The sequence below is a fragment of the Streptomyces sp. NPDC043680 genome (genome assembly GCF_056436685.1).
The window spans coordinates 260,595-285,588 of the sequence record NZ_JBWKCE010000002.1 but is presented as its reverse complement, the minus strand read 5'-3'; the positions used below and the strand labels follow the sequence as shown (position 1 = coordinate 285,588).

Annotated in this window: 20 protein-coding genes; 15 read left to right on the top strand and 5 right to left on the bottom strand. The window is 73.5% G+C overall.

Annotation, left to right across the window (positions count from 1 at the left end; genetic code table 11):
- Nucleotides 1-563: 563 nt before the first annotated feature.
- Nucleotides 564-1,097: an HNH endonuclease gene (locus tag AC0666_RS04690; protein WP_356850619.1), complete on the bottom strand. Its 534-nt coding sequence runs from the start codon at nucleotides 1,095-1,097 to the stop codon at nucleotides 564-566.
- 237 nt (nucleotides 1,098-1,334) lie between these two features.
- On the opposite strand from AC0666_RS04690, the gene AC0666_RS04685 reads away from it, so the two are divergent.
- From AC0666_RS04685 to AC0666_RS04620, 14 genes are all read left to right on the top strand, one after another.
- Entirely contained in the window at nucleotides 1,335-2,423 is a 1,089-nt protein-coding gene (locus tag AC0666_RS04685) for a mechanosensitive ion channel family protein (protein ID WP_361713593.1), read from the top strand.
- A gap of 114 nt (nucleotides 2,424-2,537) precedes the next feature.
- On the top strand, nucleotides 2,538-3,797 hold the full coding sequence (locus AC0666_RS04680) for an ROK family transcriptional regulator (RefSeq protein ID WP_478707092.1): 1,260 nt from the start codon (nucleotides 2,538-2,540) through the stop codon (nucleotides 3,795-3,797).
- Between the two features lie 87 nt (nucleotides 3,798-3,884).
- Nucleotides 3,885-5,219, top strand: a complete 1,335-nt coding sequence (locus AC0666_RS04675; RefSeq protein ID WP_478707091.1) for an ABC transporter substrate-binding protein — start codon at nucleotides 3,885-3,887, stop codon at nucleotides 5,217-5,219.
- A gap of 6 nt (nucleotides 5,220-5,225) precedes the next feature.
- Entirely contained in the window at nucleotides 5,226-6,230 is a 1,005-nt protein-coding gene (locus tag AC0666_RS04670; RefSeq protein WP_468968029.1) for a carbohydrate ABC transporter permease, read from the top strand.
- A 10-nt stretch (nucleotides 6,231-6,240) separates the two neighbouring features.
- Nucleotides 6,241-7,095: a carbohydrate ABC transporter permease gene (locus tag AC0666_RS04665; protein ID WP_468968031.1), complete on the top strand. Its 855-nt coding sequence runs from the start codon at nucleotides 6,241-6,243 to the stop codon at nucleotides 7,093-7,095.
- 5 nt (nucleotides 7,096-7,100) lie between these two features.
- On the top strand, nucleotides 7,101-8,378 hold the full coding sequence (locus AC0666_RS04660; RefSeq protein WP_478707090.1) for a 6-phospho-beta-glucosidase: 1,278 nt from the start codon (nucleotides 7,101-7,103) through the stop codon (nucleotides 8,376-8,378).
- The gene (locus tag AC0666_RS04655; RefSeq protein ID WP_478707089.1) at nucleotides 8,369-9,472 is read left to right on the top strand and encodes an N-acetylglucosamine kinase; all 1,104 of its coding nucleotides are present in this window, start codon (nucleotides 8,369-8,371) and stop codon (nucleotides 9,470-9,472) included. Before AC0666_RS04660 ends, AC0666_RS04655 begins: the two co-directional genes overlap by 10 nt.
- A 206-nt stretch (nucleotides 9,473-9,678) precedes the next feature.
- Entirely contained in the window at nucleotides 9,679-11,079 is a 1,401-nt protein-coding gene (locus AC0666_RS04650; RefSeq protein WP_478707088.1) for a hypothetical protein, read from the top strand.
- Nucleotides 11,080-11,084: 5 nt separating this feature from the next.
- Nucleotides 11,085-12,113: a glutamate ABC transporter substrate-binding protein gene (locus AC0666_RS04645; RefSeq protein ID WP_468582938.1), complete on the top strand. Its 1,029-nt coding sequence runs from the start codon at nucleotides 11,085-11,087 to the stop codon at nucleotides 12,111-12,113.
- Nucleotides 12,114-12,241: 128 nt separating this feature from the next.
- Nucleotides 12,242-13,501: a coiled-coil domain-containing protein gene (locus AC0666_RS04640; RefSeq protein WP_468968528.1), complete on the top strand. Its 1,260-nt coding sequence runs from the start codon at nucleotides 12,242-12,244 to the stop codon at nucleotides 13,499-13,501.
- Entirely contained in the window at nucleotides 13,498-16,245 is a 2,748-nt protein-coding gene (locus AC0666_RS04635) for a serine/threonine-protein kinase (protein ID WP_478707087.1), read from the top strand. The genes AC0666_RS04640 and AC0666_RS04635 overlap by 4 nt, the downstream gene beginning before the upstream one ends.
- Before the next feature lie 3 nt (nucleotides 16,246-16,248).
- Nucleotides 16,249-18,039 (top strand): PP2C family protein-serine/threonine phosphatase, encoded by a 1,791-nt coding sequence (locus AC0666_RS04630; protein ID WP_478707086.1) that lies wholly within the window; start codon nucleotides 16,249-16,251, stop codon nucleotides 18,037-18,039.
- A gap of 54 nt (nucleotides 18,040-18,093) precedes the next feature.
- Entirely contained in the window at nucleotides 18,094-19,416 is a 1,323-nt protein-coding gene (locus AC0666_RS04625; protein WP_468968042.1) for a vWA domain-containing protein, read from the top strand.
- A 53-nt stretch (nucleotides 19,417-19,469) separates the two neighbouring features.
- Nucleotides 19,470-20,393 carry an FHA domain-containing protein gene (locus tag AC0666_RS04620; RefSeq protein WP_468968045.1) on the top strand — a complete coding sequence of 308 codons (924 nt, stop codon included), beginning with the start codon at nucleotides 19,470-19,472 and terminating at the stop codon, nucleotides 20,391-20,393.
- Nucleotides 20,394-20,459: 66 nt separating this feature from the next.
- Here the strand turns inward: AC0666_RS04620 and AC0666_RS04615 are convergent, their stop codons facing one another.
- The gene (locus AC0666_RS04615) at nucleotides 20,460-21,485 is read right to left on the bottom strand and encodes a methyltransferase domain-containing protein (RefSeq protein ID WP_468968047.1); all 1,026 of its coding nucleotides are present in this window, start codon (nucleotides 21,483-21,485) and stop codon (nucleotides 20,460-20,462) included.
- A 149-nt stretch (nucleotides 21,486-21,634) separates the two neighbouring features.
- Between AC0666_RS04615 and AC0666_RS04610 the strand changes: the two genes are divergently transcribed.
- Nucleotides 21,635-22,039, top strand: a complete 405-nt coding sequence (locus AC0666_RS04610; protein WP_356850635.1) for a globin — start codon at nucleotides 21,635-21,637, stop codon at nucleotides 22,037-22,039.
- 43 nt (nucleotides 22,040-22,082) lie between these two features.
- Here AC0666_RS04610 and AC0666_RS04605 read toward each other — a convergent pair whose 3' ends face one another.
- From AC0666_RS04605 to ettA, 3 genes are read right to left on the bottom strand one after another with little or no spacing between them, the layout of a single operon-like run.
- Nucleotides 22,083-22,802: a DUF8010 domain-containing protein gene (locus tag AC0666_RS04605; protein WP_478707085.1), complete on the bottom strand. Its 720-nt coding sequence runs from the start codon at nucleotides 22,800-22,802 to the stop codon at nucleotides 22,083-22,085.
- Nucleotides 22,799-23,269 (bottom strand): acyl-CoA thioesterase, encoded by a 471-nt coding sequence (locus AC0666_RS04600; protein ID WP_361713563.1) that lies wholly within the window; start codon nucleotides 23,267-23,269, stop codon nucleotides 22,799-22,801. The genes AC0666_RS04605 and AC0666_RS04600 overlap by 4 nt, the downstream gene beginning before the upstream one ends.
- Nucleotides 23,270-23,279: 10 nt before the next feature.
- Nucleotides 23,280-24,944, bottom strand: coding sequence for an energy-dependent translational throttle protein EttA (gene ettA, locus AC0666_RS04595; protein ID WP_361713561.1), 1,665 nt, complete (start codon nucleotides 24,942-24,944; stop codon nucleotides 23,280-23,282).
- Nucleotides 24,945-24,994 lie beyond the last annotated feature (50 nt).

The following is a 24,994-nucleotide window of genomic DNA, read 5'->3' as shown; positions in this document are numbered from 1 at the left end:
TCGTTGCTCGGGAGCGTGTGGTGGTGGGGCGGTGCCACTCCGGAAGTTCGTCTCGGCTCGCGGATCCTGGCGGGATCGCGGACTGACTCGGCGGTGACCGCTCATCCTCGACTCACCACCGCAGTGTCCCCACCCCACCCGCCGATGCCACGGCCAAGCCGGAGCCCCGACGTCCGCCCCAGCCTTGGGGCGCCCCACCCTTTGAGGCACCGACCTGCAAAATCCAGCCTCGCCGGCGTTTGAGGCGCGGGGGTCCGGGGGCTGGCCCCCGGCAACGGCGCTGCACAGGCAACCAGACCCCGCCACCCCCGGCGTTGAGGCACCGGCCCGCCAATTCAGCCCCGCCGGCGTTTGAGGCGCGGGGGTCCGGGGGCTGGCCCCCGGCAACGGCGCCGCATTGGCAACCGGGCCTCCCCGCCCCCGGCGTTGGGACACGGACCCGCCAAATCCTGCTCCGCTCCAGCCTTGAGGCACCGGCCCACCCATTCCAGCCCCGCCGGCGATTAAGGCGCGGGGGGTCCGGGGAGGGTGGCTCCGCGGCGGGGCCTGGAGTGCGGGTCCGGTTAGGAGGCGGCGCCGATGCGGGCCAGCGCGTCGTCCGCACCGTACGGCTGGAGGTACGGCATCCACCGGGGGTCACGGTGCCCCGTGCCGATGATCCGCCACGCCAGCCCCGACGGCGGAGCCGGCTGGTGCCGCAGGTGCCAGCCGAGGTCCACCAGGTGGCGGTCGGCCTTGACGTGGTTGCAGCGGCGGCAGGCGGCGACCACGTTGTCCCACACGTGCTGCCCCCCGCGGCTGCGCGGGATCACGTGGTCGACACTGGTGGCCACCGCGCCGCAGTACATGCAGCGCCCCCCGTCGCGGGCGAACAGCGCGCGGCGGGTGAGTGGAACGGGCCCCCGGTAGGGGACCCGCACGAAGCGCTTGAGCCGGACCACGCTGGGAGCGGGGACGGCCCGGGTCGCGCTGTGCAGAAAGGCGCCGGATTCCTCCAGGGAGACTGCCTTGTTCTCCAGGACGAGGACGAGCGCGCGGCGGAGCGGTACGACGCCGAGGGGCTCGTACGACGCATTGAGGACCAGGACGTGCGGCACGGACTGCCTCCTTGTACGCCGGCGGCGCGTGGCTCGCGCCGGGACGATCTGCTCTCCAGTCTCTCCTTACGGCTGGTCGAAGCGCCACCACGCGCCCGTAACGGGTCGGAGGTGTTTTCAACCACACCCCTTTTCTCCCCGGGTGAGCCTGGTCTCTCCCTCGAACAGGACAACGGGGTAACCGGAATGCCCCGTTAGTGTGGTGGGGCGACCCCGTTCTACCTGGAGGTTCCCGTCGTGCCCTGGCCCGCCGCCCTGCTGCCCCTGGCTGCCGCCACCCCGGACCCGGCCGGATCCGTGAAGGAGGCTCACGAGAGCGTCACGAACGCCGCCAGTTTCATCGAGGAGAACTGGGCCGGATGGCTGTACCTCGGCCTGCGGATCCTGCTGATCGTGGTCATCGCGGCCGCGCTCCGCTCGGTGGTGCGCAAGTCGCTGACGAAGCTGATAACGCGGATGAACCGCGGCGCCGAGGCCGTCGAGGGTACGGCGCTCGGCGGGCTGCTGGTCAACGCCGAGCGGCGGCGGCAGCGCTCCGAGGCGATCGGCTCGGTGCTGCGGTCGGTGGCGTCGTTCCTGATCCTCGGTACGGCCGGGCTGATGGTGCTCGGCGCCCTGGACATCAACCTCGGCCCGCTGCTCGCGAGTGCCGGTGTGGCCGGTGTGGCGATCGGTTTCGGCGCGCGGAACCTGGTGACGGACTTCCTGTCCGGTGTGTTCATGATCCTGGAGGACCAGTACGGCGTCGGTGACAAGATCGACGCGGGTGTGGCCTCGGGCGAGGTCGTCGAGGTCGGCCTGCGCGTCACCAAGCTGCGCGGGGACAACGGCGAGATCTGGTACGTGCGCAACGGCGAGATCAAGCGGATCGGCAACCTCAGCCAGGGGTGGGCCACCGCGGACGTCGCCGTGCAGGTCAAGCCGGCGGAGAGCCTGGCCCGGATCCGCGAGGCGGTCAAGTCGGTCGCCGACGCCATGGCGAAGGAGTCCCCCTGGGACGAGCGCCTGTGGGGCCCTGTGGAGGTGCTGGGCCTGGACGAGGTGCTGCTGGCCTCGATGACGGTGAAGGTGCAGGCCAAGACGATGCCGGGGCAGCAGTTCGCCGTCGCGCGGGAGCTGCGCTGGCGCATCAAGGAGGCTTTCGACGCGGCGGGCATCGGGATCATCGGCGGGGCCGCCCCGGCCGCCGAGGAGGAGGAGCCCGCCGACCCGTCCGCGGCCGTGGCGCCGCCGTCGGTGCTGGCGAACCCGGCCTCCCCGCAGTCCCAGGCGACGGCGCCGATACCGCCGCCGGCCGCCCCCGGAACGGCCCGGATCACCAAGTAGGACACCGGCGACCCCGCTGCCCCCGCGGATCATTTCCGCGGGGGCAGTGCCATTGACACGGCTCTCACACTGACAGGAAACTTACCTAACAGTTTCTGCGGATGGAGAGCGCCCATGCCCGGCCCCACGACGCCCGCCCCCGGTACGCCCAGCCTCCTGCGCGTGATGAACGACCGCGCCGCGCTGGACCTGCTGCTGGTGCACGGCCCCCTGTCCCGCACCCGGATCGGCCGGCTCACCGGGCTCTCGAAGCCCACCGCCTCCCAGCTGCTGGCCCGCCTGGAGGCCGCCGGGCTGGTCGTGGCCACCGGCACCGACGGCGGCAGGCCCGGCCCCAACGCCCAGCTGTACGCGGTCAACCCGCGCGCCGCCCGGGTCGCGGGTCTCGACGTCACCCCGGGCCGCGTCCTCGCGGCCGTCGCCGACCTCACCGGCGAGGTGATCGGCAGCCACGAGCTCCCGTACGCGCCGGGCACCGGGGCGGTGGAGCAGGTCACCCGGGCCCTGGGCGAGGCCGTCAAGGACGCGGGGCTGACGCTGTCCGACATCCACCGCACGGTCATCGCCACCCCCGGTTCCTTCGACCCGCGCACCGGCGTGCTGCGCTACGCCGACCACCTCCCCGGCTGGCACTCGCCCACGCTGCTGGAGGAGCTGGCGGCGGCGCTGCCGATGCCGGTCGAGTACGAGAACGACGTGAACCTCGCCGCGGTCGCCGAACAGCGGCTCGGCGCGGCCCGCGGGCACGAGGACTTCGTGCTGCTGTGGAACGAGGAGGGCCTCGGCGCCGCACTGGTGCTCGGCGGCAGGCTGCACCGCGGCTGGACCGGCGGCGCGGGCGAGGTCGGCTTCCTGCCCGTGCCGGGGCACCCTCTGGTCCGCCAGGTCACGCGCGTCAACTCGGGCGGCTACCAGGAGCTGGCCGGCGTCCAGGTGCTGCCCGGGATGGCGGCCGCGCTCGGGATCGAGGCGCCGCCGCACGCCGGGGCGGGGGCGGAGGCGGTGCACGGAGCCGTGCACGGGGCGGAGTCGGGGGCCGTGGTGTCCACGGCGGTCGCCCTGCTCGCCCAGGCCGCCGAGCACCCCGAGGGGGCGCACCTGGATCTGCTGCGGCAGTACGCCACGGCGCTCGCCACCGGTCTCGCCGCGCTGGTCGCCGTACTCGACCCGGAGGTCGTGGTGCTCTCGGGCGCGGTGACCGCGGCGGGCGGGGACGTCCTGCGGGAGCTCGTCGAGGCGGAGCTCGCCGATCTGGCCCCGTCCCGGCCCCGCCTTGTGTCGGGCACCGTACGCGAGCGGCCCGTCCTGCGCGGCGCGCTGGAGAGCGCCCTGGCCGCCACGCGCGACGAGGTCTTCGACACCTCGCGCCGCTGATCCCACCGCCCGGACCGTCCAACCCCGGCTCCGCACCCCCTGGCACCTCCCGGAACGTTCCTCCCCGCACAGAGAGTGAGCACCGCCATGCCCAGAAACCGCCGCCTGACCGCCGCCGCCACCGCCCTGGCCGCGATATCCGTCCTCGCCGGGGGGTGTACGGGCCAGAGCGGGTCCGGGGCCGCCGACGACCCTGCCAAGGAGACGGTGATCAGCTTCTGGCACGGCTGGTCGGCGCCGGGCGAGGTCAAGGCCATCGAGGAGAACATCGCCCGCTTCGAGAAGGCGCACCCCCGCATCAAGGTCAAGGTCACCGGCAACATGACCGACGACAAGATCAACCAGGCGCTGCGTGCGGGTGGGGAGAAGGCCCCGGACGTGGTGTCCTCCTTCACCACGGACAGTGTCGGCAAGTTCTGCAACTCGGGTGCCTTCGCCGACCTGAACCCCTTCCTGGCGAAGTCCTCGATCGACCCGGCGAAGGTCTTCCCCAAGACCCTGCTGGAATACACCCGGTTCCGCGGCAACCAGTGCACCCTGCCGCTGCTGAACGACGCGTACGGCCTCGTCTACAACAAGGACGCCTTCAAGGCGGCGGGCATCACCGAACCGCCCAGGACCTGGAGCCAGTTCACCGAGGCCGCGCAGAAACTGACCAAGCCCAACGGGGACTCGTACGACCAGCTGGGCATCATGCCCACCTACCACGGCTACGAGACCACCCCCATGCGGCTGGCCGCCCAGTGGAGCCCGACGTACTTCGGCGCCGACGGCAAGGCCAACCTCGCCAAGGACCCCGCCTTCGCGAAGATGCTGGCCGCCCAGAGGGACCTGGTGGCGAAGCTCGGCGGCTACGAGAAGCTGGAGAGGTTCCGCGCCGGCTTCGGCGACGAGTGGAGCGCCGAGCACCCCTTCCACCGGGGTCGGGTCGCCATGCAGGTCGACGGCGAGTGGCGGGCGGCGATGGCCGAGGAGGCCGGGGTCACCTTCGAGATCGGCACCGCGCCCCTGCCCGTCCCGGACGACCAGGAGGCCGACTACGGCAAGGGCTACCTCTCGGGCACCGTCATGGGCATCGCCTCGGGCAGCAGGAAGCAGAACGCGGCCTGGGAGCTGGTCAAGTACATGACCACGGACACGGAGGCGGTCGTGGCGTTCGCCAACGCCATCCACAACGTGCCCTCCACGCTGGCGGCGCTGGAGTCCCCGGACCTCCGGGTGACCCCGCAGTTCAAGACCTTCCTGGACATCGCCCGCCACCCCAAGTCGAGCACCACCCCGGCGCAGGCCGACGGCGGCACCTACCAGCTGACCTTCCAGGACCTCGCGTACGGGGTCGAGAAGGGCGAGGTCACCGACATCCCGGCCGCCCTCGCCAAGGCCGACCGGCAGATCGACACGGACATCGCGAAGGCGGAGTAACCCGCGATGACCCTCGTCTCCCCGCACGCCCCGCGATCCCAGCACCCCCCGCGATCCGCACGCGCACCGCACGCCCCGCGCTCCCTGCGGGCCAAGCGCCGCAGAGCGGCCCTGCGGACGGCGGCCTTCCTGTCGCCCTGGCTGATCGGGTCCGGCCTGTTCTTCGGCTATCCGCTGCTGTCCACCGTGTACTTCTCCTTCACCCGGTACGACGGCTTCCGCCAGCCCGTCTTCAACGGCCTGGACAACTGGACGTACGTCTTCACCGACTATCCGCTGTTCTGGCCGGCGATGCGCAACACCCTGTGGCTGGTGGTGGTGATGGTGAGCTGCCGGGTCGTCTTCGGCCTCGGCATCGGGCTGCTCATCACCCGGGTGAAGACGGGCGCCGGGATCTTCCGGACGCTGTTCTACCTGCCCTACCTGGCCCCGCCGGTGGCCGCGACCCTGGCCTTCGTGTTCCTGCTCAATCCGGGCACGGGCCCGGTCGACACGCTGCTGGAGGCGGTGGGCCTGCCGGCGCCGGGCTGGTTCACCGACGCCGACTGGTCCAAGCCCGCGCTCACCGCGCTCGCGCTGTGGGGAGTGGGCGACCTGATGGTGATCTTCATGGCGGCGCTGCTCGACGTGCCGAAGGAGCAGTACGAGGCCGCCGAGCTGGACGGGGCCGGGCCCTGGCAGCGCTTCCGGCACATCACCCTGCCGAACATCGCGCCGATCGTCCTGTTCGCCGTGGTCACCGGGATGATCCAGGCCATGCAGTACTACACGCAGCCCCTGGTGGCGGGGAAGACGGCCGCCGGGGTCATCGGCGGCTCGGGCCAGCAGTTCGAACCGGGCTACCCGGACAAGTCCACGCTGACGCTGCCGCAGGTCGTCTACAACGTCGGCTTCCAGCGGTTCGACTACGGCAGCGCCTGTGTCGTCGCGCTGGTCCTCTTCGCCCTCTCCATGGCCTTCACCGCGCTGCTGATGCGCCGCCGCGGCGGACTGATCGGGGCAGGTGACTGAGGTGAGCGACATGACCCGCACGGCTGTGACGCAGCCCCACCGCAAGGCCGTACTGCACTGGGTCGGGGTGCACTCCCTCGCCGTCGCCGCCGCCCTGTTCTTCGCACTCCCCTTCGTCTTCCTGTTCCTGACCTCCCTGATGAGCGACCAGCAGGCACTGACCCGCGACCTCGTCCCGGACACCTGGGAGTGGGGCAACTACGCCAAGGTCTGGCACACCCCCGGGTTCTTGACCTGGTGGCGCAACACCCTGCTCTACGCGGGCCTCGGCACCCTGCTGACCGTGCTGTCCTCGGTGCCCGTCGCCTACGCCCTCGCGAAGTTCCGCTTCCGCGGGAGGCGGTTCGCGCTGCTGCTGGTGATCGCCATGATGATGCTGCCGCCCCAGGTGGTGGTCATTCCGATGTACCTCTTCTGGGCGAAGCAGCTGGACCTGTCGGGCACGCTGTGGCCGCTGATCATCCCGATGGCGTTCGGCGACGCGTTCTCCGTGTTCCTGCTCCGCCAGTTCCTGCTGACCATCCCCGACGAGTACCTGGACGCGGCCAGGGTCGACGGCTGCGGCGAGCTGCGCACACTGCTGCGCGTGGTCCTGCCCATGGCCAGGCCGGGCATCGCCGCCGTCGCGCTGTTCCAGTTCTTCTGCGCCTGGAACGACTACTTCGGCCCGCAGATATACGCCTCCGACAACCCAGCCGCCTGGACGCTCAGTTACGGACTGGAGTCCTTCAAGGGGGCGCACCAGACCAACTGGAACCTCACCATGGCGGCAACGGTGCTGGTCATGGCACCGGTGATCATCCTCTTCTTCTTCGCCCAGAAGGCATTCGTCGAAGGCGTCACCCTGACCGGAGTGAAAGGCTAGTGACCATGAAACTCGCAGTGGTGGGCGGCGGTTCCACCTACACGCCCGAGCTGATCGACGGCTTCGCGCGGCTCCGCGACACCCTGCCGGTGAGCGAGCTGGTGCTGATCGACCCGGTTACCGAGCGGCTGGATCTGATCGGCCCGCTGGCCCGGCGGATCTTCGCCCGGCAGGGGCACCCCGCGGTGGTCACGACGACCGCCGATCTCGACGCCGGGGTCGAGGGCGCCGACGCGGTCCTGCTCCAGCTGCGGATCGGCGGGCAGGCGGCCCGCCTGCGGGACGAGACCTGGCCGCTGGAGTGCGGCTGCATCGGGCAGGAGACCACGGGTGCGGGCGGGCTCGCCAAGGCGCTGCGCACGGTCCCGGTGGTGCTGGACATCGCCGAACGGGTCCGGCGCGCCAACCCGCAGGCGTGGATCATCGACTTCACCAACCCCGTCGGGATCGTCACCCGGGCCTTGCTCCAGGCCGGGCACAAGGCGGTCGGACTGTGCAACGTGGCCATCGGCCTCCAGCGGAGGTTCGCGGCGCTGCTCGGTCTCGCGCCGGCCGACGTCCACCTCGACCACGTGGGGCTCAACCACCTCACCTGGGAGCTGGGCGTGCGCCGGGGCGGCCCGGACGGGGAAGACCTGCTGGCGGGGCTGCTCTCCGCGCACGGGGAGGCCGTCGCCGCGGACCTGCGCCTTCCGCGCGCGGTGCTGGACCGCCTCGGCGTCGTCCCCTCGTACTACCTGCGGTACTTCTACGCCCACGACGAGGTGGTCCGCGAGCTCGGCACGAAGCCGTCGCGGGCCGCCGAGGTGGCCGCCATGGAGCAGGAGCTGCTCGCCCTGTACGCGGATCCCGCCCTCGACGAGAAGCCGGAGCTGCTGGCCCGGCGGGGCGGGGCCTTCTACTCGGAGGCGGCCGTGGACCTGGCGGCGGCGCTGCTCGGCGACGGCCGCGGCCGCGGCGGCCCGGTGTTCCAGGTCGTCAACGTCCGCAACGACGGGACGCTGCCGTTCCTGCCCGACGACGCCGTCGTCGAGGTGCAGGCCCGGGTGGACCGCAGCGGCCCGGTGCCGCTGGCCGTGCCCCGGCTCGACCCGCTGCACGCCGGGCTGGTCGCGCACGTCACGGCCTACGAGGAGCTGGCGCTCGACGCGGCCCTGCGCGGCGGCCGGGAGCGGGTCTTCCGGGCCTTGCTCGCGCACCCGCTGGTGGGGCAGTTCGACCGCGCGGAGGGGCTGACGGACCGGCTCCTCGCGCACAACAAGGAGCACCTCGCATGGGCCTGAACCAGCCCGCCCCGGCCGCCGGGGCGGCCGCACCCGCCCGGCCGGAGGCGCCCGGGGTGTCCGGGTCCGCGCGGCCGGAGGCGCCCGGGGTGTCCCGGTCCGCGCGGCCGGCGGTCCTGGCCGTCGACGCGGGCAACAGCAAGACGGACGCGGCGCTGATCGCCGCGGACGGCACCGTCCTCGGCTGTGGACGCTCCGGCGGCTTCCAGCCGCAGCGCGACGGCGTCGAGGCCGCGGTCGACGTCCTCGGGCAGGCCGTCGCGCAGGCCGCCGAGGCGGCCGGACTGCCCTGGCCGCGCCCCGGGGTGCCGTACGCCGACCAGGTCTCGGCCTGTCTGGCCAATGCCGACTTCCCGGTGGAGGAGCAGCAGTTCGCCCGGGCGATCGGCAGCCGCGGCTGGGGCACGGCCACGCAGGTGCGCAACGACACGTTCGCGGTGCTGCGGGCGGGGCTGGACGGGGCCGACGGGCCGCGCGGGGTCGCGGTGGTGTGCGGGGCCGGCATCAACTGCGCCGGCATGCTGCCCGACGGGCGCACCGCCCGGTTCCCGGCGGTCGGGCGGATCTCCGGCGACTGGGGCGGCGGGGGCTTCCTCGGCCCGGAGGCCCTGTGGTGGGCGGCGCGGGCCGAGGACGGCCGCGGCGGGCCGACCGCGCTGGCGGCGGCGCTGCCCGGCCACTTCGGGCTCGGTTCCATGGCCGCCCTGATCGAGGCGCTGCACCTGGGCACCGTGGCGCAGGGGCGCATCCACGAGCTGGTGCCGGTGCTGTTCGCGGTGGCCGCGGCGGGCGATCCGGTGGCCTCGGCGATCGTGGAGCGGCAGGCGGACGAGGTGGTGGCCCTGGCCGCGGTGGCGCTGACCCGGCTGGACCTGCTGGAGGAGGAGGCTCCGGTACTGCTCGGGGGCGGGGTGCTGGCAGCCGGGCATCCGCAGCTGATCGGGCGGATCACGGCCGGTCTGGCCGAACGGGCTCCGCGCGCCCGGGTGTCGGTGGTGGCGGCGCCTCCGGTGCTGGGGGCCGGTCTGCTGGGACTCGACGCGCTGGGGGCCGCGGGCGGGGCCCGCGAAAAACTCCGTGCCCATTTCGGGTGAACCTGCCCGGAGCGGCCGCCGGTCTGGAACCGTGGCGGCGGTGCAGACGTATTCACGGTGAAGGAGGGGAGGGGGCACCGCCGGGCGGTGGTTCGTCAAGATCCAGCATCGGGTGCTGTGGTTGACCGCCGGTACGGCCATACTGCTGCGATGGGGGTACCCCCCGGCGGCAGCCGGGGGCAGTCAGGACCGAGGGGGAGGTCACGGTGGCCATCACATCACGCGCGCACGCGCCGGGTGGCGGTGCCGTCGTGCCGCCGGCGGGGCCGCCCCCCGACGGGCCGCCCCGGCGGGGCACCGCCTGGGCGGAGGGCGTGGAGCGGCTGCGCGCGGCCGCGACCACCGAGCCCGGCCGGTTGCGGATCATCGGCGCCGTGCTGGCGGCGCTGGTGCTGCTGTTCGGTGCCGTGACCCTGTGGCAGATCGCCGACCGGGTGGGCGCCGCGGACGACGTGGTGGGCCGCAGCCAGCCGCTGAGCGCGGACGCGGCGAGCATCTACCGCTCCCTCGCCGATGCCGACACCGCCTCCTCCAGCGGCTTCCTCGCGGGCGGGGACGAGCCGCGCGAGGTCCGCGAGCGGTACGAGAAGGACATCGCCAACGCCTCCCGGCTGCTGGTGAGCGCGGCCGCCAACACCGGGGCGGACGAGGACTCCCGCAAGCAGATCACCCTCCTGAGCGAGCAGCTTCCCCGCTACACCGGCCTGATCGAGCAGGCGCGGGCCACCAACAAGCAGGGCCTTCCGCTCGGCGGCGCCTATCTGCGCTATGCCAACGAGCAGATGACCACGCAGCTGCTGCCCGCCGCCCAGCGGCTGTACGAGGCGGAGACCGACCGGCTCTACACGGACTACGACGACGCCCGCTCGCTGCCACTGGCCGCCCTCGGCGCGGGCCTGCTGGCGCTGGTCGCCCTCGGATGGGCGCAGCGCCGCAACTACCTCCGGACCAACCGGGTGTTCAACCAGGGACTGGTGACGGCGACGGGCGCCTCCCTGGTGGTCTTGCTGTGGCTGGCCGTCGGGCACACGGTCGCCCGGTCGGAGCTGCATACCGCCCGCGCCGAGGGGCAGGAGTCGCTGAAAGTGCTCAACGACGCGCGGATCGCCTCGCTTCAGGCGCGCGCCAGTGAGAATCTGACGCTGATCGCCCGCGGCGCCGTGCAGACCGCGGACAACAAGTCGGACAAGTACGACGTGGACTTCACCAAGAACATGAAGGAGCTGGACGCCGGGCTGGCGACGGCGCTGCGGCTGGCAGACGACGCCGGCGGCCGGGCGCCGGTCACCCGCGCCGCCGACGGGGTCAAGCAGTGGAAGCAGCGGCACGCGGCGGCCCGGGAGACCGACTTGAGAGGCGACTACCAGGACGCCCTGCCCCAGGTCATCGGGGACAAGGACCACAAGGACAGCAGCGGGGCTTCGTTCGACACGGTCGACGCCTCGCTGGAAGAGGCAGTGGCCCATGAGCAGCGGGAGTTCACCCGGGCGGCCCGCGACGGGCTCGGTGCGCTGAGCGGTCTGATGACGGGTGCGGCGGCCCTGGCGGCCATCGGCGCCGCGGCGGCCCTGCTCGGCATCGGGCGCCGGCTTTCGGAGTACAGGTGACGGCGATGCGGATACGCGTGAGGCGCGAGGACGAGGGCCACGGCGGCGGCCGCCGCCCGGCGAGCCGGCTGCGCGGCTGGGGCGGGGTGAGCGCGATGGCCGCGGCCTGCGCGGTGACGGCCGCCGCCGTGCTGCTGCCGCTGGCGCACGCCGCCCCGGAAGCCACCCGCCCGGCGGTCGTGCACCAGCCGGCCCCGATCGGGGCCGCTCCCTGGACGCTCACCGACACCTGCCAGGACCCGGAGGCCAGCCTGCGCCCCTCCGCGGTGGACGGGCCGACCATCGAGCGGATCCGCAAGGCGGGCAAGCTCGTCGCGGGCGTCGACCAGAACAGCTTCAAGTGGGGCTACCGCAACCCGGTCGACGGCCGCCTCGACGGTTTCGACATCGCGCTGGTCAAAGCCATCGCCAAGGACATCCTGGGCGACGAGAACGCGGTGATCTACCGGGCCGTCCCCACCAGCCAGCGCATCCCCGCCCTCCAGGACGGCCGCGTCGACGTGGTCGTACGGACCATGACGATCAACTGCAAGCGGCTGGAGGAGGTCGCCTTCTCCACGGCCTACTTCGAGGCCGGGCAGCAGGTGCTGGCCCCCAAGGGCTCGCCGATCACCGGGTACGACCCCTCGCTGAAGGGCCGCAGGATCTGCACGGCGGCCGGCTCCACCGCGGAGGCGGCGCTCAAGGCCCAGTCGTACGGCGCGGTGCCCGTCAGCGTGCCCAACCAGCTGGACTGCCTGGTCCGGCTCCAACTCGGCGAGGTCGACGGCATCATCACCGACAATGCGCTCGCGGCCGGCCAGGCCGCGCAGGACCCCTCGGTGCGCCTGGTGGGCTCCCCCTTCACCCGCGAGTTCTACGGGGTGGCCATGAACAAGGGGGCCACCGACCTGGTCCGCCGGGTCAACAAGGTGCTGGAGAACTACCGCGCGGGCGGCGACAGCAGCCCCTGGATGCAGGCCTACGTCACCCACCTCAAGCCCGTGCTGCCCGGCGTGGCCGGACCGCCCGCCCCCAAGTACCGGGACGGCTGAGGCCGGTGGCGGGGACGCACCCCGGGGTCGGGAGGGCGAGGTCGCAGGCAGACGCGCAGGCGCAGACGGAGGCGGAGGCGGGGCCGGTGGAGGCGGGAGCGGGAGCGGTGGAGGCTGGTTCGGCAGTGATGGACCGGGACGACGTCGACCGCGCCCTGGCCCGGCTCGGCGCGGAACACGAGGCGGTCGAGACCTCGCTGCTCGCCCTTCAGGACCACGCCGGGCGGCGGCTCCTGGAAGGGGCCGCGCTGACCGGGGTCACCAAGGAGCGCTGGGCCGCCGCGGACGCCGCCATCACCCGGCTGTGGACGTACTTCGACGCCTACAGCGGCGCCTTGGACGCCGCCCGCAAGATCCGGGAGCGGCGCCGCTGGCCGGGCCGTGAGGACCTGGTCGAGCTGACCGAGCGGCTGCGCGGGCCCGGGGTGCTGATCGCGGGCGCCGGCGCGGAGGGCGTGGCCCTGGCGGAGCGGCTCTCCCTCGCCGAGCTGGTGACCCGGATGAACGAGCTGTACGCGAACTCGCTCGACGTGGTGGTCGCCGCCGACTCGGTGTGGTCGGCCCTGCCCGCCCGGATCGACCTGCTCGCGGCGGAGCTGCACCGCACCCGTTCGCTGGCCCACTCGGTGGGGGTCCGCCCGGGGGAGCACCCCTCGGGGGACGACCTGGAGGCCATCACCGCCGAACTGGCGCAGCTGCGGGCACAGGTGATCGCGGATCCGCTGGCCTTCTGGCAGCCGGCCTCGGGGAGCTCCGCCCCGGGCGGCGGCCGCCCGGACACCGCCCGCTACGACCGGGCGGCGCTCGCGCTGGAGGACGTACGCCGGGAGATCGAGGCGGTCCTGGCCGTCCGGCAGGATGCCGAGCAGCGGCTGATGGTCCTGCGGGACGTGCTCTCGCGGGCCGACCGGACCCTGGCGGAGGCGCGGACGGCCCGCGGCGAGGTCCTGGCGAAGATCGCGGCGTCCGAGGTGCCCGCGGTGAGCGGCCCGCCGACCGTGCTGCAGGAGCAGCTGGCGGCGGCGGCCGAGTACCGGCGGCAGGCGCAGTGGCACCGGCTCTCGCCGCTGCTGGAGTCGTTGGAGGAGCGCGCCGAGGAGGAACTGCGGCGGGCCCGCGCATCGTTGACGGCGGTGACGGCCCCCCTGGCCGTACGGGCCGAGCTGCGCGGGCGGTTGGACGCCTACAAGGCGAAGGTCGCCCGGCACGGCTTGGCGGAGGATCCGCTCCTGAGCGAGCGGTACGACGCGGCCCGGCGGATGCTCTGGAGCGCGCCCTGCGATCTGCGGGTCGCCGAGCAGGCCGTGCTGCGCTATCAGCAGGCCGCGGCCGAAGCACTCGCACCGCAGCAGCACCGGCAGGACGAGCCGGGGAAGGAGGACGCATGAGCCTGGTCGGAACCGCGTGCATGCGCCCCGGCTGCCCGGGGACGTACGAGGACATGGGCGGCGGCGAGGTCTACTGCGACACCTGCGGCCTGGCGCCCGTCGGCGCCGTGTCGGCGGGTGCGGAGAAGCTGGTGTCGCCGCCGACCGGGTTGACCAGCGCGGCACGCCACGGAGAGGGCCCGGGTCACCGCTCGCAGAGCTCGGGCCGGTCCTCCTCGGCCTCGGCGCGCTCCTCGCACTCCGCCCGTTCCTCGCGTTCGTCCTCCTCGCGGCGTTCGGTCTCGGGCCGGCTGTCGCGCTCGCTGTCCGGGGCGGCGTCCAGCCGTTCCGTGTCGGTGCGCAGTTCGGGTTCGGGCTCCGCGGCCTCGGGGCGCGGCAGGCTCGGCGCCGGGCTGGTCAGCGTCCCGGAGGTGCCGCGTCCCGATCCTTCGACCGCGGTTCTGGAGAACCCGGAGGTGCCCGAGCGCAAGCGGTTCTGCTCGCGGTCGGACTGCGGGGCTCCGGTGGGCCGGGCCCGCGGGGACCGGCCGGGCCGGACCGAGGGATTCTGCACCAAGTGCGGGCACCCGTACTCCTTCGTGCCCAAGCTGCGGGCGGGCGAGGTCGTCCACGGGCAGTACGAGGTGGCCGGCTGTCTGGCGCACGGCGGTCTGGGCTGGGTGTACCTGGCGGTGGACCGGGCCGTGTCGGACCGGTGGGTGGTGCTCAAGGGCCTGCTCGACACCGGCGACCAGGACGCGATGGAAGCCGCGATATCGGAGCGGCGCTTCCTCGCGGAGATCGAGCACTCCAACATCGTGCGGATCTACAACTTCGTGGAGCACCTGGACCAGCGGACCGGTTCGCTGGACGGGTACATCGTCATGGAGTACGTAGGCGGCAAATCGCTGAAGGAGATCGCGAACGAGCGGCGCCGGCCGGACGGCCGCCGGGACCCGCTGCCGGTGGAGCAGGCCTGTGCGTACGGGATCGAGGCGCTCGACGCACTCGGCCACCTGCACAGCAGAAACCTCCTGTACTGCGATTTCAAGGTCGACAACGCGATCCAGCAGCAGGACCAGCTGAAGCTGATCGACATGGGCGCGGTCCGGCGGATGGACGACGAGGAGTCGGCCATATACGGCACCGTGGGGTACCAGGCGCCGGAGGTGGCCGAGCTCGGCCCCTCGGTGGCCTCCGACCTCTACACGGTGGCGCGCACGCTGGCCGTCCTGACCTTCGACTTCCAGGGCTACACGAACGTGTTCGTGGACTCGCTGCCCGATCCGGAGCACATCGAGGTGTTCCGGCGGTACGAGTCCTTCTACCGGCTGCTGGTGCGGGCGACCGACCCGGACCCGGGACGCCGGTTCTCCTCCGCGCAGGAGATGGCGGACCAGCTCACCGGTGTGCTGCGCGAGGTCGTCGCTCTGCAGACGGGCCGCCCGCGGCCGCAGCTCTCCACGCTCTTCGGGCCGGAACTGAGGGTTCCGGACACCCGCCTGTTCGCCGAGGCGGCGGGGGCGGAGGTCTCCCGGCTGGGAGTCCGGCCGGTGGCGCCGCCGCGCCGGACGGGGCTGGCGGCGCTGCTCCCGGGCCGCGGTCCGGCTTCGGGTGCGGCTGCGGCTGCCGCTCCGGTTCCGGCCCAGGTCCCGGCTCCGTCGTCCGGCGGGGTCGCGGTGGGCGGACCGGGGGGCGCGGGCCCCGCTGAGCCGCTCGGGGGTGCGGCGACGCACCGGGCCGGCGGGCCGGGCTCCGCCGTACCGGCTCCGCGGCAGGCCCCCGCGGCGCCCACCCCGGCGGTGCCGGCGGCCGCCGCGCCCCTGCCGCGGAACACCGCCCTGGCCGCGCTGGACACCCGGGACACGGCGCTCGCCCTGCCGGTGCCGCTGGTGGACCCCGCCGACCCCAATGCCGGTTTCCTGGCGGGCCTGCTGGCCTCCGCCCCGGCGGACCTGCTGGCCGCGCTGGGCTCGGCGCCCGCCGACTCGGCGGAGCTGCGGCTGCGCGAGCTGAGGGCCCGGCTGGAGCTGGGCGAACTGCCCGCGGCCGGGGCTGCCCTGACGGATCTGGAGGCCTTGCATCCGGACGACTGGCGGGTGGTGTGGGCCCGCGGGATCGCCTCGCTGGCCACCGGTGACGACGAGGTCGCGGCGCTGTCCTTCGACGCGATCTACGACGCGTTCCCGGGCGAGCCCGCGCCGAAGCTGGCGCTCGGCCTGTGCGCGGAGATCCTCGGGCAGCTGGACAACGCCGCCGAGTACTACCGGCTCGTGTGGACCACCGACCCGGGCTTCGTGAGCGCCGCCTTCGGCCTGGCCCGGGTCCAACTGGCCGCCGGGGACCGGGCCGCAGCGGTGCGCGCGCTGGAGTCCGTACCGGAGGCGTCGATCCACTACACCGCCGCACGGGTGGCGGCGGTACGGGCACGCCTGCGCGACCGCTCCCCGCAGGAGGCCCTGCTGCCGGACCTGGTGGCGGCTGCCGCGCAGGTGGAGGCGCTGGAGCGGTTCGGCCTGGACCCGGTGCGGTACGAGCGGCTGTCGACGGAGGTTCTGGGCGCGGCCCTGGACTGGGTACTGTCGGGTAGCCGGGGTGCCGACCCCGGCCGGAACTCGCTGCTCGGCAGTCAACTGGACGAGCGGGGCCTGCGCTTCGGCCTGGAGCGCTCGTACCGCGTGCTCGCGCGGCTGGCGCAGCGGGGCGAGGACAGGATCGAACTGGTGGAGCGGGCAAACCGTTTCCGTCCCCGGACGTGGGTGTGAGTGATGTCGATGCATCGGCCGTCTGGCTGCCCCAGCTGCGCGGAGCCCCTTGAGGAGGGTGACCGTTTCTGCGGCGTCTGCGGCTCCCCCGTCACCGCTGTGCCGGCCCCTCCCTCCGGGGACCGCCCCACCCTGCGCCTTCCGGTGCCCGACGCCCACGCGGCACCCCGGTCGACCGGCCGCTCCGGCGGCGGCGACGCTCCGGCCGGCGCCCCTTCCCGGCCGGCCGGCCACTCCGCCCCGTGGGCCGAGGCCGCCACCCGCGCGGCCGGGGCCCAGGCCCCTGCGGCCCGGGCCCCGGAGGCCGACGGCCCCGGCCGCGCAGCCGGCCACTCCGGTTCGGCGGGCCAAGCCGTGCCGCGGGCGGCGAGCGGCCGGCCGGCCGAGGCCGGCGCCTACGCCGCCGTGGCCCACTCGCCCGCCCCGGGCGGATACCCCGCCGCCCCGTCGGCCGGCCAGTTCGGCGCCGTGCCCGAACCTGCCCCCGCCCGGCGGGAAGCGGCCGGGCCGCCGGAGCCGCAGTCCGCGCCCCCGGCGGGCGCCCCCTTCGGCCCGGGTCCCGAAGCCCCGCGCCCCGGCGCCGAAGGCGGCCACGGCCCGCACGCCTCCGGGCCCGCGGAGCCGAGCCGGCCCGCGGAGCCGAGCCCTTCCGCGGTGCCGAGCCCTTCCGCCCCCGCGCCGGAGCCCGCGCCCGGGTGGGGCGGGGTGGGGGAAGCGCCGCCGACGCTGGTCGACGGCGCACCCGCGGAGCCGGGCCATGCGGCCCCGCCGGCCCACGAGCCGACGTACGACACCGCCCCCGGCGCGGCCACCGGCGGCCCGCAGGGCAAGACCTGCGTGGCCTGCCGGGCCGGCCAGGTCGACACCGACGGCTACTGCGAGCACTGCGGGCACGCCCAGCCCCGCGAGCGCGACCACCTGGAAGAGGAACTCGGCAGCGTCGCCGCCGTCAGCGACCGGGGCCTGCGCCACCACCGCAACGAGGACTCGTTCGCCGTGGCGGCCACCGCCCTGCCCGACGGCTCCGCCGCCACCGTCGCCATCGTCTGCGACGGCGTCTCCTCGGCCAGCCGCCCCGACGAGGCCTCGGCCGCCGCGGCCGGCGCCGCCAACGAGGCCCTGCTGGAGGCGCTGCCCCGCGGGGCCCACCCCCAGGAGGCCATGCACGACGCGATCCTGGCCGCTGCCGCCGCCGTCAACGCCCTGGCCCCCGAGGTCCCCGGCGCCCAGAACGCCCCCGCCTGCACGCTGGTCGGCGCGGTCGTCAGCGGCGGCCTGCTCACCATCGGCTGGGTCGGCGACAGCCGCGCGTACTGGGTTCCCGACGACCGCGCCGCGCTCCCCCGCCGCCTGACCGAGGACGACTCCTGGGCGGCCCAGATGGTCGCGGCCGGCCTGATGGGCGAGGCGGAGGCCTACGCGGACGTCCGCGCCCACGCCATCACCGGCTGGCTCGGGGCCGATGCCTACGACCTGGAGCCGCACACCGCCATCTTCAAGCCGGACCACCCGGGCGTCGTGGTGGTGTGCACGGACGGTCTGTGGAACTACGCCGAGTCCGCCCGGGACATGGCGCAGGTTCTGCCGCCCGATGCCGCCACCCGCCCCCTGCACAGCGCGCAGGTCCTGGTGGGCCACGCCCTCGACGGGGGCGGCCACGACAACGTGACGGTGGCCGTCGTCCCGTTCACCGCGCCGCAGCTCCCGGCCGCGCCGGCGCCCCCGGCCGCGCAACCGGAACCGGTACCGCAGCCCGGAACGGAGCCGCAGGCCGCAGCACGCCCGCAGGTCTGACCCGCTCCACCTGCGCTCCGCCTCCCCCAAGCCTCTGTCCTAGGAGTCCGACCGATGGCGAACTTCGCCAAGCCGAGCGCCCCGCGCTTCAGCGTGGAGGTGTACCAGAACGAGTTCCTCCCCGAGGGCGGGCGGGACGTCCACGCCATCGTCACGGTCACCTCCACCGGCGGCGCCACCGCCACCCGTATCGCCGACCGGGGCAGCGCCGCCGTCGTGATCATGGTGGACTGCTCGGGGTCCATGGAGTACCCGCCCGACAAGATGCGCGGTGCCCGCGAGGCCACGGCCGCCGCGATCGACACGCTGCGCGACGGCACCTCGTTCGCCGTCATCGCCGGTACGCACGTGGCCAAGGAGGTCTACCCGGGCCAGGGCCGCCTCGCCGTCGCCGACCCCGCCACCCGCGCCCAGGCCAAGGAGGCGCTCCGGGCCCTGACTTCCGGCGGCGGCACCGCCATCGGCACCTGGCTGCGCCTCGCCGACGGCCTGCTGCGCCAGTCCACCGCGACCATCCGGCACGGCATCCTGCTCACCGACGGCCGCAACGAGCACGAGGACCCGGCCGCCCTCCGCGCCACCCTCGACGCGGTCGCGGGCCGCTTCACCTGCGATGCCCGCGGGGTGGGCACCGATTGGGAGGTCAAGGAGGTCACCGGCATCGCGAGCGCGCTGCTCGGCTCCGCCGACATCGTGGCCGATCCGGCGCACCTCACCGAGGACTTCACGCGCATGATGGAGAACGTCATGGGCAAGGAGGTCGCGGACGTCGCGCTGCGGCTTTGGACCCCGGTCGGCGTCGAGATCCAGTACGTGAAGCAGGTCGCGCCCACCCTCCAGGACCTCTCCGACCGCCGCAGCGAGGCGGGCCCGCGCGCCGGTGACTACCCGACCGGTTCCTGGGGGGACGAGTCCCGCGAGTACCACGTGTGCGTCCGCGTCCCGGCGGCCAACGTCGGCCAGGAGATGCTGGCCGCCCGGGCCACGCTCGTGCTGCCCGGCGCTGCCGGGGAGCCGGCGACCACGCTCGCCCAGGGACTCGTGCGGGCCGTGTGGACGAACGACCTGGCCGCCTCCACCGCCATCAACCCGCAGGTGGCGCACTACACGGGTCAGGCGGAGCTGGCGCAGGCTATCCAACAGGGCCTCGAAGCCCGCAAACTGGGCGATGTCGGCGGTGCGACGGCCAAGCTCGGCCGTGCCGTGCAGCTGGCGAGTGCCTCCGGAAACGCGGACACGGCCAAACTGCTGGCGAAGGTGGTGGATGTCGTCGACGCCGCGGCGGGTACTGTGCGGCTGAAAGCAAAGGTCGCGGATGCGGACGAGATGACTCTTGAAACGCGTTCGACGCAGACCGTTCGAGTGAAGAAGACCTGAGACACCTGAGAAGACCTGACGCGATGACGCAGGCTGAAGGGGGAAGAGCCGCCATGCCGACCTGCCCGAACGGGCACCAGTCCGCCTCCGACGACTGGTGCGAGGTCTGCGGCCACCGCATGGCTGCCGGCCCGGCTCCCTCCTACGGCTACCCGCCCACCACCGGCGAGCCCACGGCCCAGGCGGAGCTCTGCCCGCAGTGCCGGACGCCGCGCGAGGCCATGGCCCCGTTCTGCGAGGAATGCCGGTACAACTTCCTGACGCGTACGCCCACTGGCGCCGGGTTCACCCCGCCGCCGCCCCCGCCGCCGACGGCGGCCCAGGCCCCCTTCTCCCAGGACCACTTCGAGTACCAGGGCTCCCGCCCGTCCCGGGTCAACCGGCCGGCCGAGCCGCTGCAGCGCGAGGACGACTGGCTGCTGCCGCCTCCGGCGCACGAGCAGCACCAGATGCAGCCGACGCAGGGGGTGCAGGCGATGCACCAGGGGCAGGCCCAGACGTCTGCGCCGCCGTACCAGCAGCAGACCCCTGCGCCGCAGGAGTACCACCAGCCCTTCCCGCCCCAGAACGGCGGTTCCTGGACCGCGACGATCGGCCCCGACCGCTCGTACTTCATGGCGATGATGCAGCGCAGCGGCCCTGAGGCGGCCGGGCTCAACCTGCCCGCGTACTCCCCGGAGCAGCACCTGCCGCTGTCCGGCAGCCAGATCACGATCGGCCGCCGCCGCGCCTCCACGGGCGAGTCCCCGGACATCGACCTGTCGGTGCCCCCGGAGGACCCGGGCGTCTCGCACCAGCACGCGGTGCTGGTCCAGCAGCCCGACCGCAGCTGGGCGGTGGTGGACCAGAACTCCACCAACGGCACCACCATCAACGGCGGCGAGGAACCGATCCAGCCGTACGTCCCGGTCCCGCTCTCCGACGGGGACCGGGTCCACGTGGGCGCCTGGACCACGATCACCATCCGCCGGGGCTGAGCAGGCCCCGCGGGGCATGATCGGGCCGGGACCTGATCCGGCCTGGCCTGCGCGAAAGGCGGGCCCTCAGACCGTCTGCGGCTCCCCCAGGGGCCACACGTAGGGACCCTGGGGGTCGTCGAGCCACGACCACTGCCCCTCGGCGGTGACGGTCACCCCGAAGCGCTCCCGGCCCGGGCGGCCCTCACCGCGCCACAGGTCCAGCGCCTCGCGGGGGTGCAGCGTGCCCGCCGTCAGCAGCAGCATGAACTGGAAGCGCTCGTTCTCCACCATCTCGTACGGGAGCTCGTGCGCCGCCCCGGACAGCTCGGCGGGCGCCGCCGTGGCCCCGCGCAGCGGGACGAAGTACGCCGGGGTGTGCAGGAAGCGGCCTTCCGCCAAAGCGGCGTCCCGGACCGTCAGCGCGATCAGCCCGGTCGACAGGGGAGCCAGGATCCGCGCCCCCGGTCGGCACTGGCCGAGCCAGGCGTGCGGGATCAGCGGCAGGGTGCAGGTCACCAGGATCCGGTCGAAGGGGGCCCGGGAGGGGCAGCCGCGCGCGCCGTCGCCGGTGACCACGGTGGGCCGGTAGCCGAGCCGGGCCAGGTGCTCCCGGGCGGATTCGGTGATCTCCTCGTCGAGGTCCACGGTGGTGACCCGGTCGTCGCCGAGCCGGTGGCAGAGCAGGGCGGCGTTGTAGCCGGTGCCCGTGCCGATCTCCAGGACGCTGTCCCCCTCGCGCACGTCCAGCGCGTGCAGCATCTTCGCCATCAGGGAGGGCTGGCTGCTGGAGGACACCAGCACGCCGTCGCGCAGCCGGGTGGCGAGCGGGGTGTCCGCATAGACCCCGCGCAGCCAGCGGGCCCGGTGGGCGGGGTCGGGGTCCTCGCCCCACAGCCTCTCGTGTCCGGCGCCCCGGCCGGTGAAGAAGTACGGGACGAAGACGTGCCGGGGCACCGCCGAGAAGGCCGCCCGCCAGGCGGGGTCCTCCAGCACCCCGGCGGCGGTCAGCTCACGCACCTGGGCGGCGTGCGCGACCTCCCGCAGGTCCCGCGCCTCGGCGGGTGCGGTGCTGCCGTGTGTGCGTGCGGAGCGAGCGGAGTGGGCACCCATGGGTCCACTGTCCTGCGCGCGGGCCCGGGAGGCGAGCTCATGGGCCCGCGTACGGGCGAACGCACGTCCCGCGCCCCGGCGGACGGAGCAGCTGACGTACCGGTCCTAGGACCCCGGTCCTCCGTCCGGGTGTCTGAGACGATGGTCGGGTGAATGAGATTCCGCGGGGCACGCTTCAGGAGCAGACCTTCTACGAGCAGGTGGGCGGCGAGGAGACCTTCCGCCGTCTGGTCCGGCGCTTCTACGAGGGAGTCGCGCAGGACCCCCTGCTGCGCCCGATGTACCCGGAGGGGGACCTCGGTCCGGCCGAGGAGCGGTTCGCGCTGTTCCTCATGCAGTACTGGGGCGGGCCGAACACGTACAGCGAGAACAGGGGGCACCCGCGCCTGCGGATGCGGCACGCCCCGTTCCAGGTGGACGCGGCGGCGCACGACGCCTGGCTGGGGCACATGCGGGTCGCGGTGGACGAGCTCGGGCTGGCGCCGGAGCACGAGGCGCAGCTGTGGCGCTACCTGACGTACGCCGCTGCTTCGATGATCAACACGGCGGGCTGATCCGGCGCCGGGCGCGGGCCGGAGCGCTGGACCGGCCGGAGCGCTAGACCGGCCGGACCTGGAGGGCGCCCAGCGCGCCGGTCCCGCCGGGGCGGCGCAGCGCGATCGACCCGTACGGGGTCCGCAGCCGCAGCCAGCCGCCGGAGGCGAGCAGCGCCACCGGCTCCGGGGCACGGCCCGGTGCGGGCGCCCCGCTGGAGACGGTCGAGCGGACCGGCCGCAGGAAGCCGAGCGACTGCGCGGCGTGCACGGCGCGCAGGGGCAGTTCGGTGTCGCCCAGTGTCCGGGACCAGATCTCGCGGCCGATGCGGTCCCGCTCGGACCGGGTCCGGTGCTGCGGGGGCAGGGCCTCGTCGCGGGCCCGGAACTCGGCGACGGCGCCGGCCACGGCGGCCCGGATCGCCTCGGGGTCTGGCAGCCCCGGCACCTGCTGCCAGCCGCCGCGCGGCGGGAGGACCCCGGCCCACGGCGGGCCGGTGACCGGCCCGGGGACGAGGGCGCTCGCGGAGCCCTCGTCCACCGACTCCAGCAGCTCGCCGGCGGACACGGTGAGGTCCAGCGGCAGCGCCGCGGGTGCGGCGAGCCGCACCGTACGGATGGCGAGGACCTCGAACGACGGCGGGCGCCCGAAGACGGCGAGCGCCGCTCCGCCGCCCGCCTGGAGCCGGACGGCTGCGGCCCGGTCGTAGTGGACCAGCCGGCCCAGGAAGGCGGCGAGGTCCGCCGCCTCCCCGGAGTCGGCGAAGCGCAGCTGTCCGGTCATGCCGCGATGCGCCCTTCGGAGGTCTTCCGGGCGGCTGGCGCGGGCTCGTCGAGGTACTCCTCCAGGAAGCGCCTCTCCTCGGCCGTGATGCGGCGGGGCCGCCCCTCGGCGAGGTTGAAGGGCACGACCACGGTCTCCGCGCGGACGTAGACCGTCTCCGGCCGGTCCTCGGTCGCCTCGTCCTTGACCTCGTAGCGGATGGTCAGGGAAGCGGCGCCGATACGGGTCACCCAGGACTCGATGAGGACCGGCTCGTGGCGGTGCACGAGGGGCAGCTTGTAGTCGATCTCGTGGCGGGCCACGACGGAGCCGCCCGTGAAGGACTCACTGCCCTCCCCGGGCGCCAGGCGGAACATGAAGTCGATCCGCGCCTCCTCCAGATAGCGGAGGAAGACGACGTTGTTGACGTGCCCGAAGGCATCCATGTCCGCCCAGCGCAGGGGGCACCGGTAGTGGTGTCTGGCCATGGTGTCGGCCTCAGCCTCGCGTGAGCTTCTTGTAGGTGGCACGGTGCGGACGGGCCGCGTCCGGGCCGAGACGCTCGATCTTGTTCTTCTCGTACGACTCGAAGTTGCCCTCGAACCAGTACCACTTGGACTCGCCCTCGTACGCCAGGATGTGCGTGGCGACGCGGTCGAGGAACCAGCGGTCGTGGGAGATGACCACGGCCGCACCGGGGAACTCCAGCAGCGCGTTCTCCAGCGAGGACAGGGTCTCGACGTCGAGGTCGTTGGTGGGCTCGTCGAGGAGCAGCAGGTTGCCGCCCTCCTTGAGCGTCAGCGCCAGGTTGAGGCGGTTGCGCTCACCACCGGACAGGACGCCGGCCGGCTTCTGCTGGTCCGGGCCCTTGAAGCCGAAGGCGCTCACGTACGCGCGGGACGGCATCTCGACCTGGCCCACGTTGATGTAGTCCAGCTCGTCCGACACGACCGCCCAGAGGGTCTTCTTGGGGTCGATGTTGGCGCGGGACTGGTCGACGTACGAGATCTTGACGGTCTCGCCGACCTTGATGGCGCCGGAGTCCGGCGTCTCCAGGCCCTGGATCATCTTGAAGAGCGTGGTCTTGCCGGCGCCGTTGGGGCCGATGACGCCCACGATGCCGTTGCGCGGCAGCGTGAAGGACAGGTCGTCGATGAGGACCTTGTCGCCGAACGCCTTGGAGAGGTTGTTGACCTCGACCACGATCGAGCCCAGACGCGGGCCCGGCGGGATCTGGATCTCCTCGAAGTCCAGCTTCCGCATCTTGTCCGCCTCGGCCGCCATCTCCTCGTAGCGGGCGAGTCGGGCCTTGGACTTGGTCTGGCGGCCCTTGGCGTTGGAGCGGACCCACTCCAGCTCTTCCTTGAGGCGCTTCTGGCGCTTCTCGTCCTTGCGGCCCTCGACCTTCAGACGCGCGGCCTTCTTCTCCAGGTAGGTGGAGTAGTTGCCCTCGTACGGGTGGGCGCGGCCGCGGTCGAGCTCCAGGATCCACTCGGCGACGTTGTTCAGGAAGTACCGGTCGTGGGTGACGGCCACCACGGCGCCCGAGTACTTGGAAAGGTGCTGCTCCAGCCAGTTCACCGACTCGGCGTCGAGGTGGTTGGTGGGCTCGTCGAGGAGGAGCAGGTCCGGGGCCTCGATCAGCAGCTTGCAGAGCGCGACGCGGCGCTTCTCGCCACCGGAGAGGGTGGTGACGGGCCAGTCGCCGGGCGGGCAGCCCAGGGCGTCCATGGCCTGCTCCAGCTGCGCGTCGAGGTCCCAGGCGTTGGCGTGGTCCAGGTCCTCCTGGAGCTTGCCCATCTCTTCGAGGAGTGCGTCCGAGTAGTCGGTCGCCATCAGCTCGGCGACCTCGTTGAAGCGCTTGAGCTTCTTCATGGTCTCGGCGGCGCCGTCCTGGACGTTCTCCAGGACGGTCTTCGACTCGTCGAGCTGGGGCTCCTGCATGAGGATGCCGACGGTGAAGCCGGGCGACAGGAAGGCGTCGCCGTTGGACGGCTGCTCCAGGCCCGCCATGATCTTCAGGACGGTGGACTTGCCGGCGCCGTTGGGGCCGACCACACCGATCTTCGCGCCGGGCAGGAAGTTCAAGGAGACGTCATCAAGAATCACCTTGTCGCCGTGCGCCTTGCGCGTCTTGCGCATGGTGTAGATGAACTCAGCCAAGAGAAACCGTCCGGCAGATCGATGGTGGGCAGATACACCCCATCTTGCCT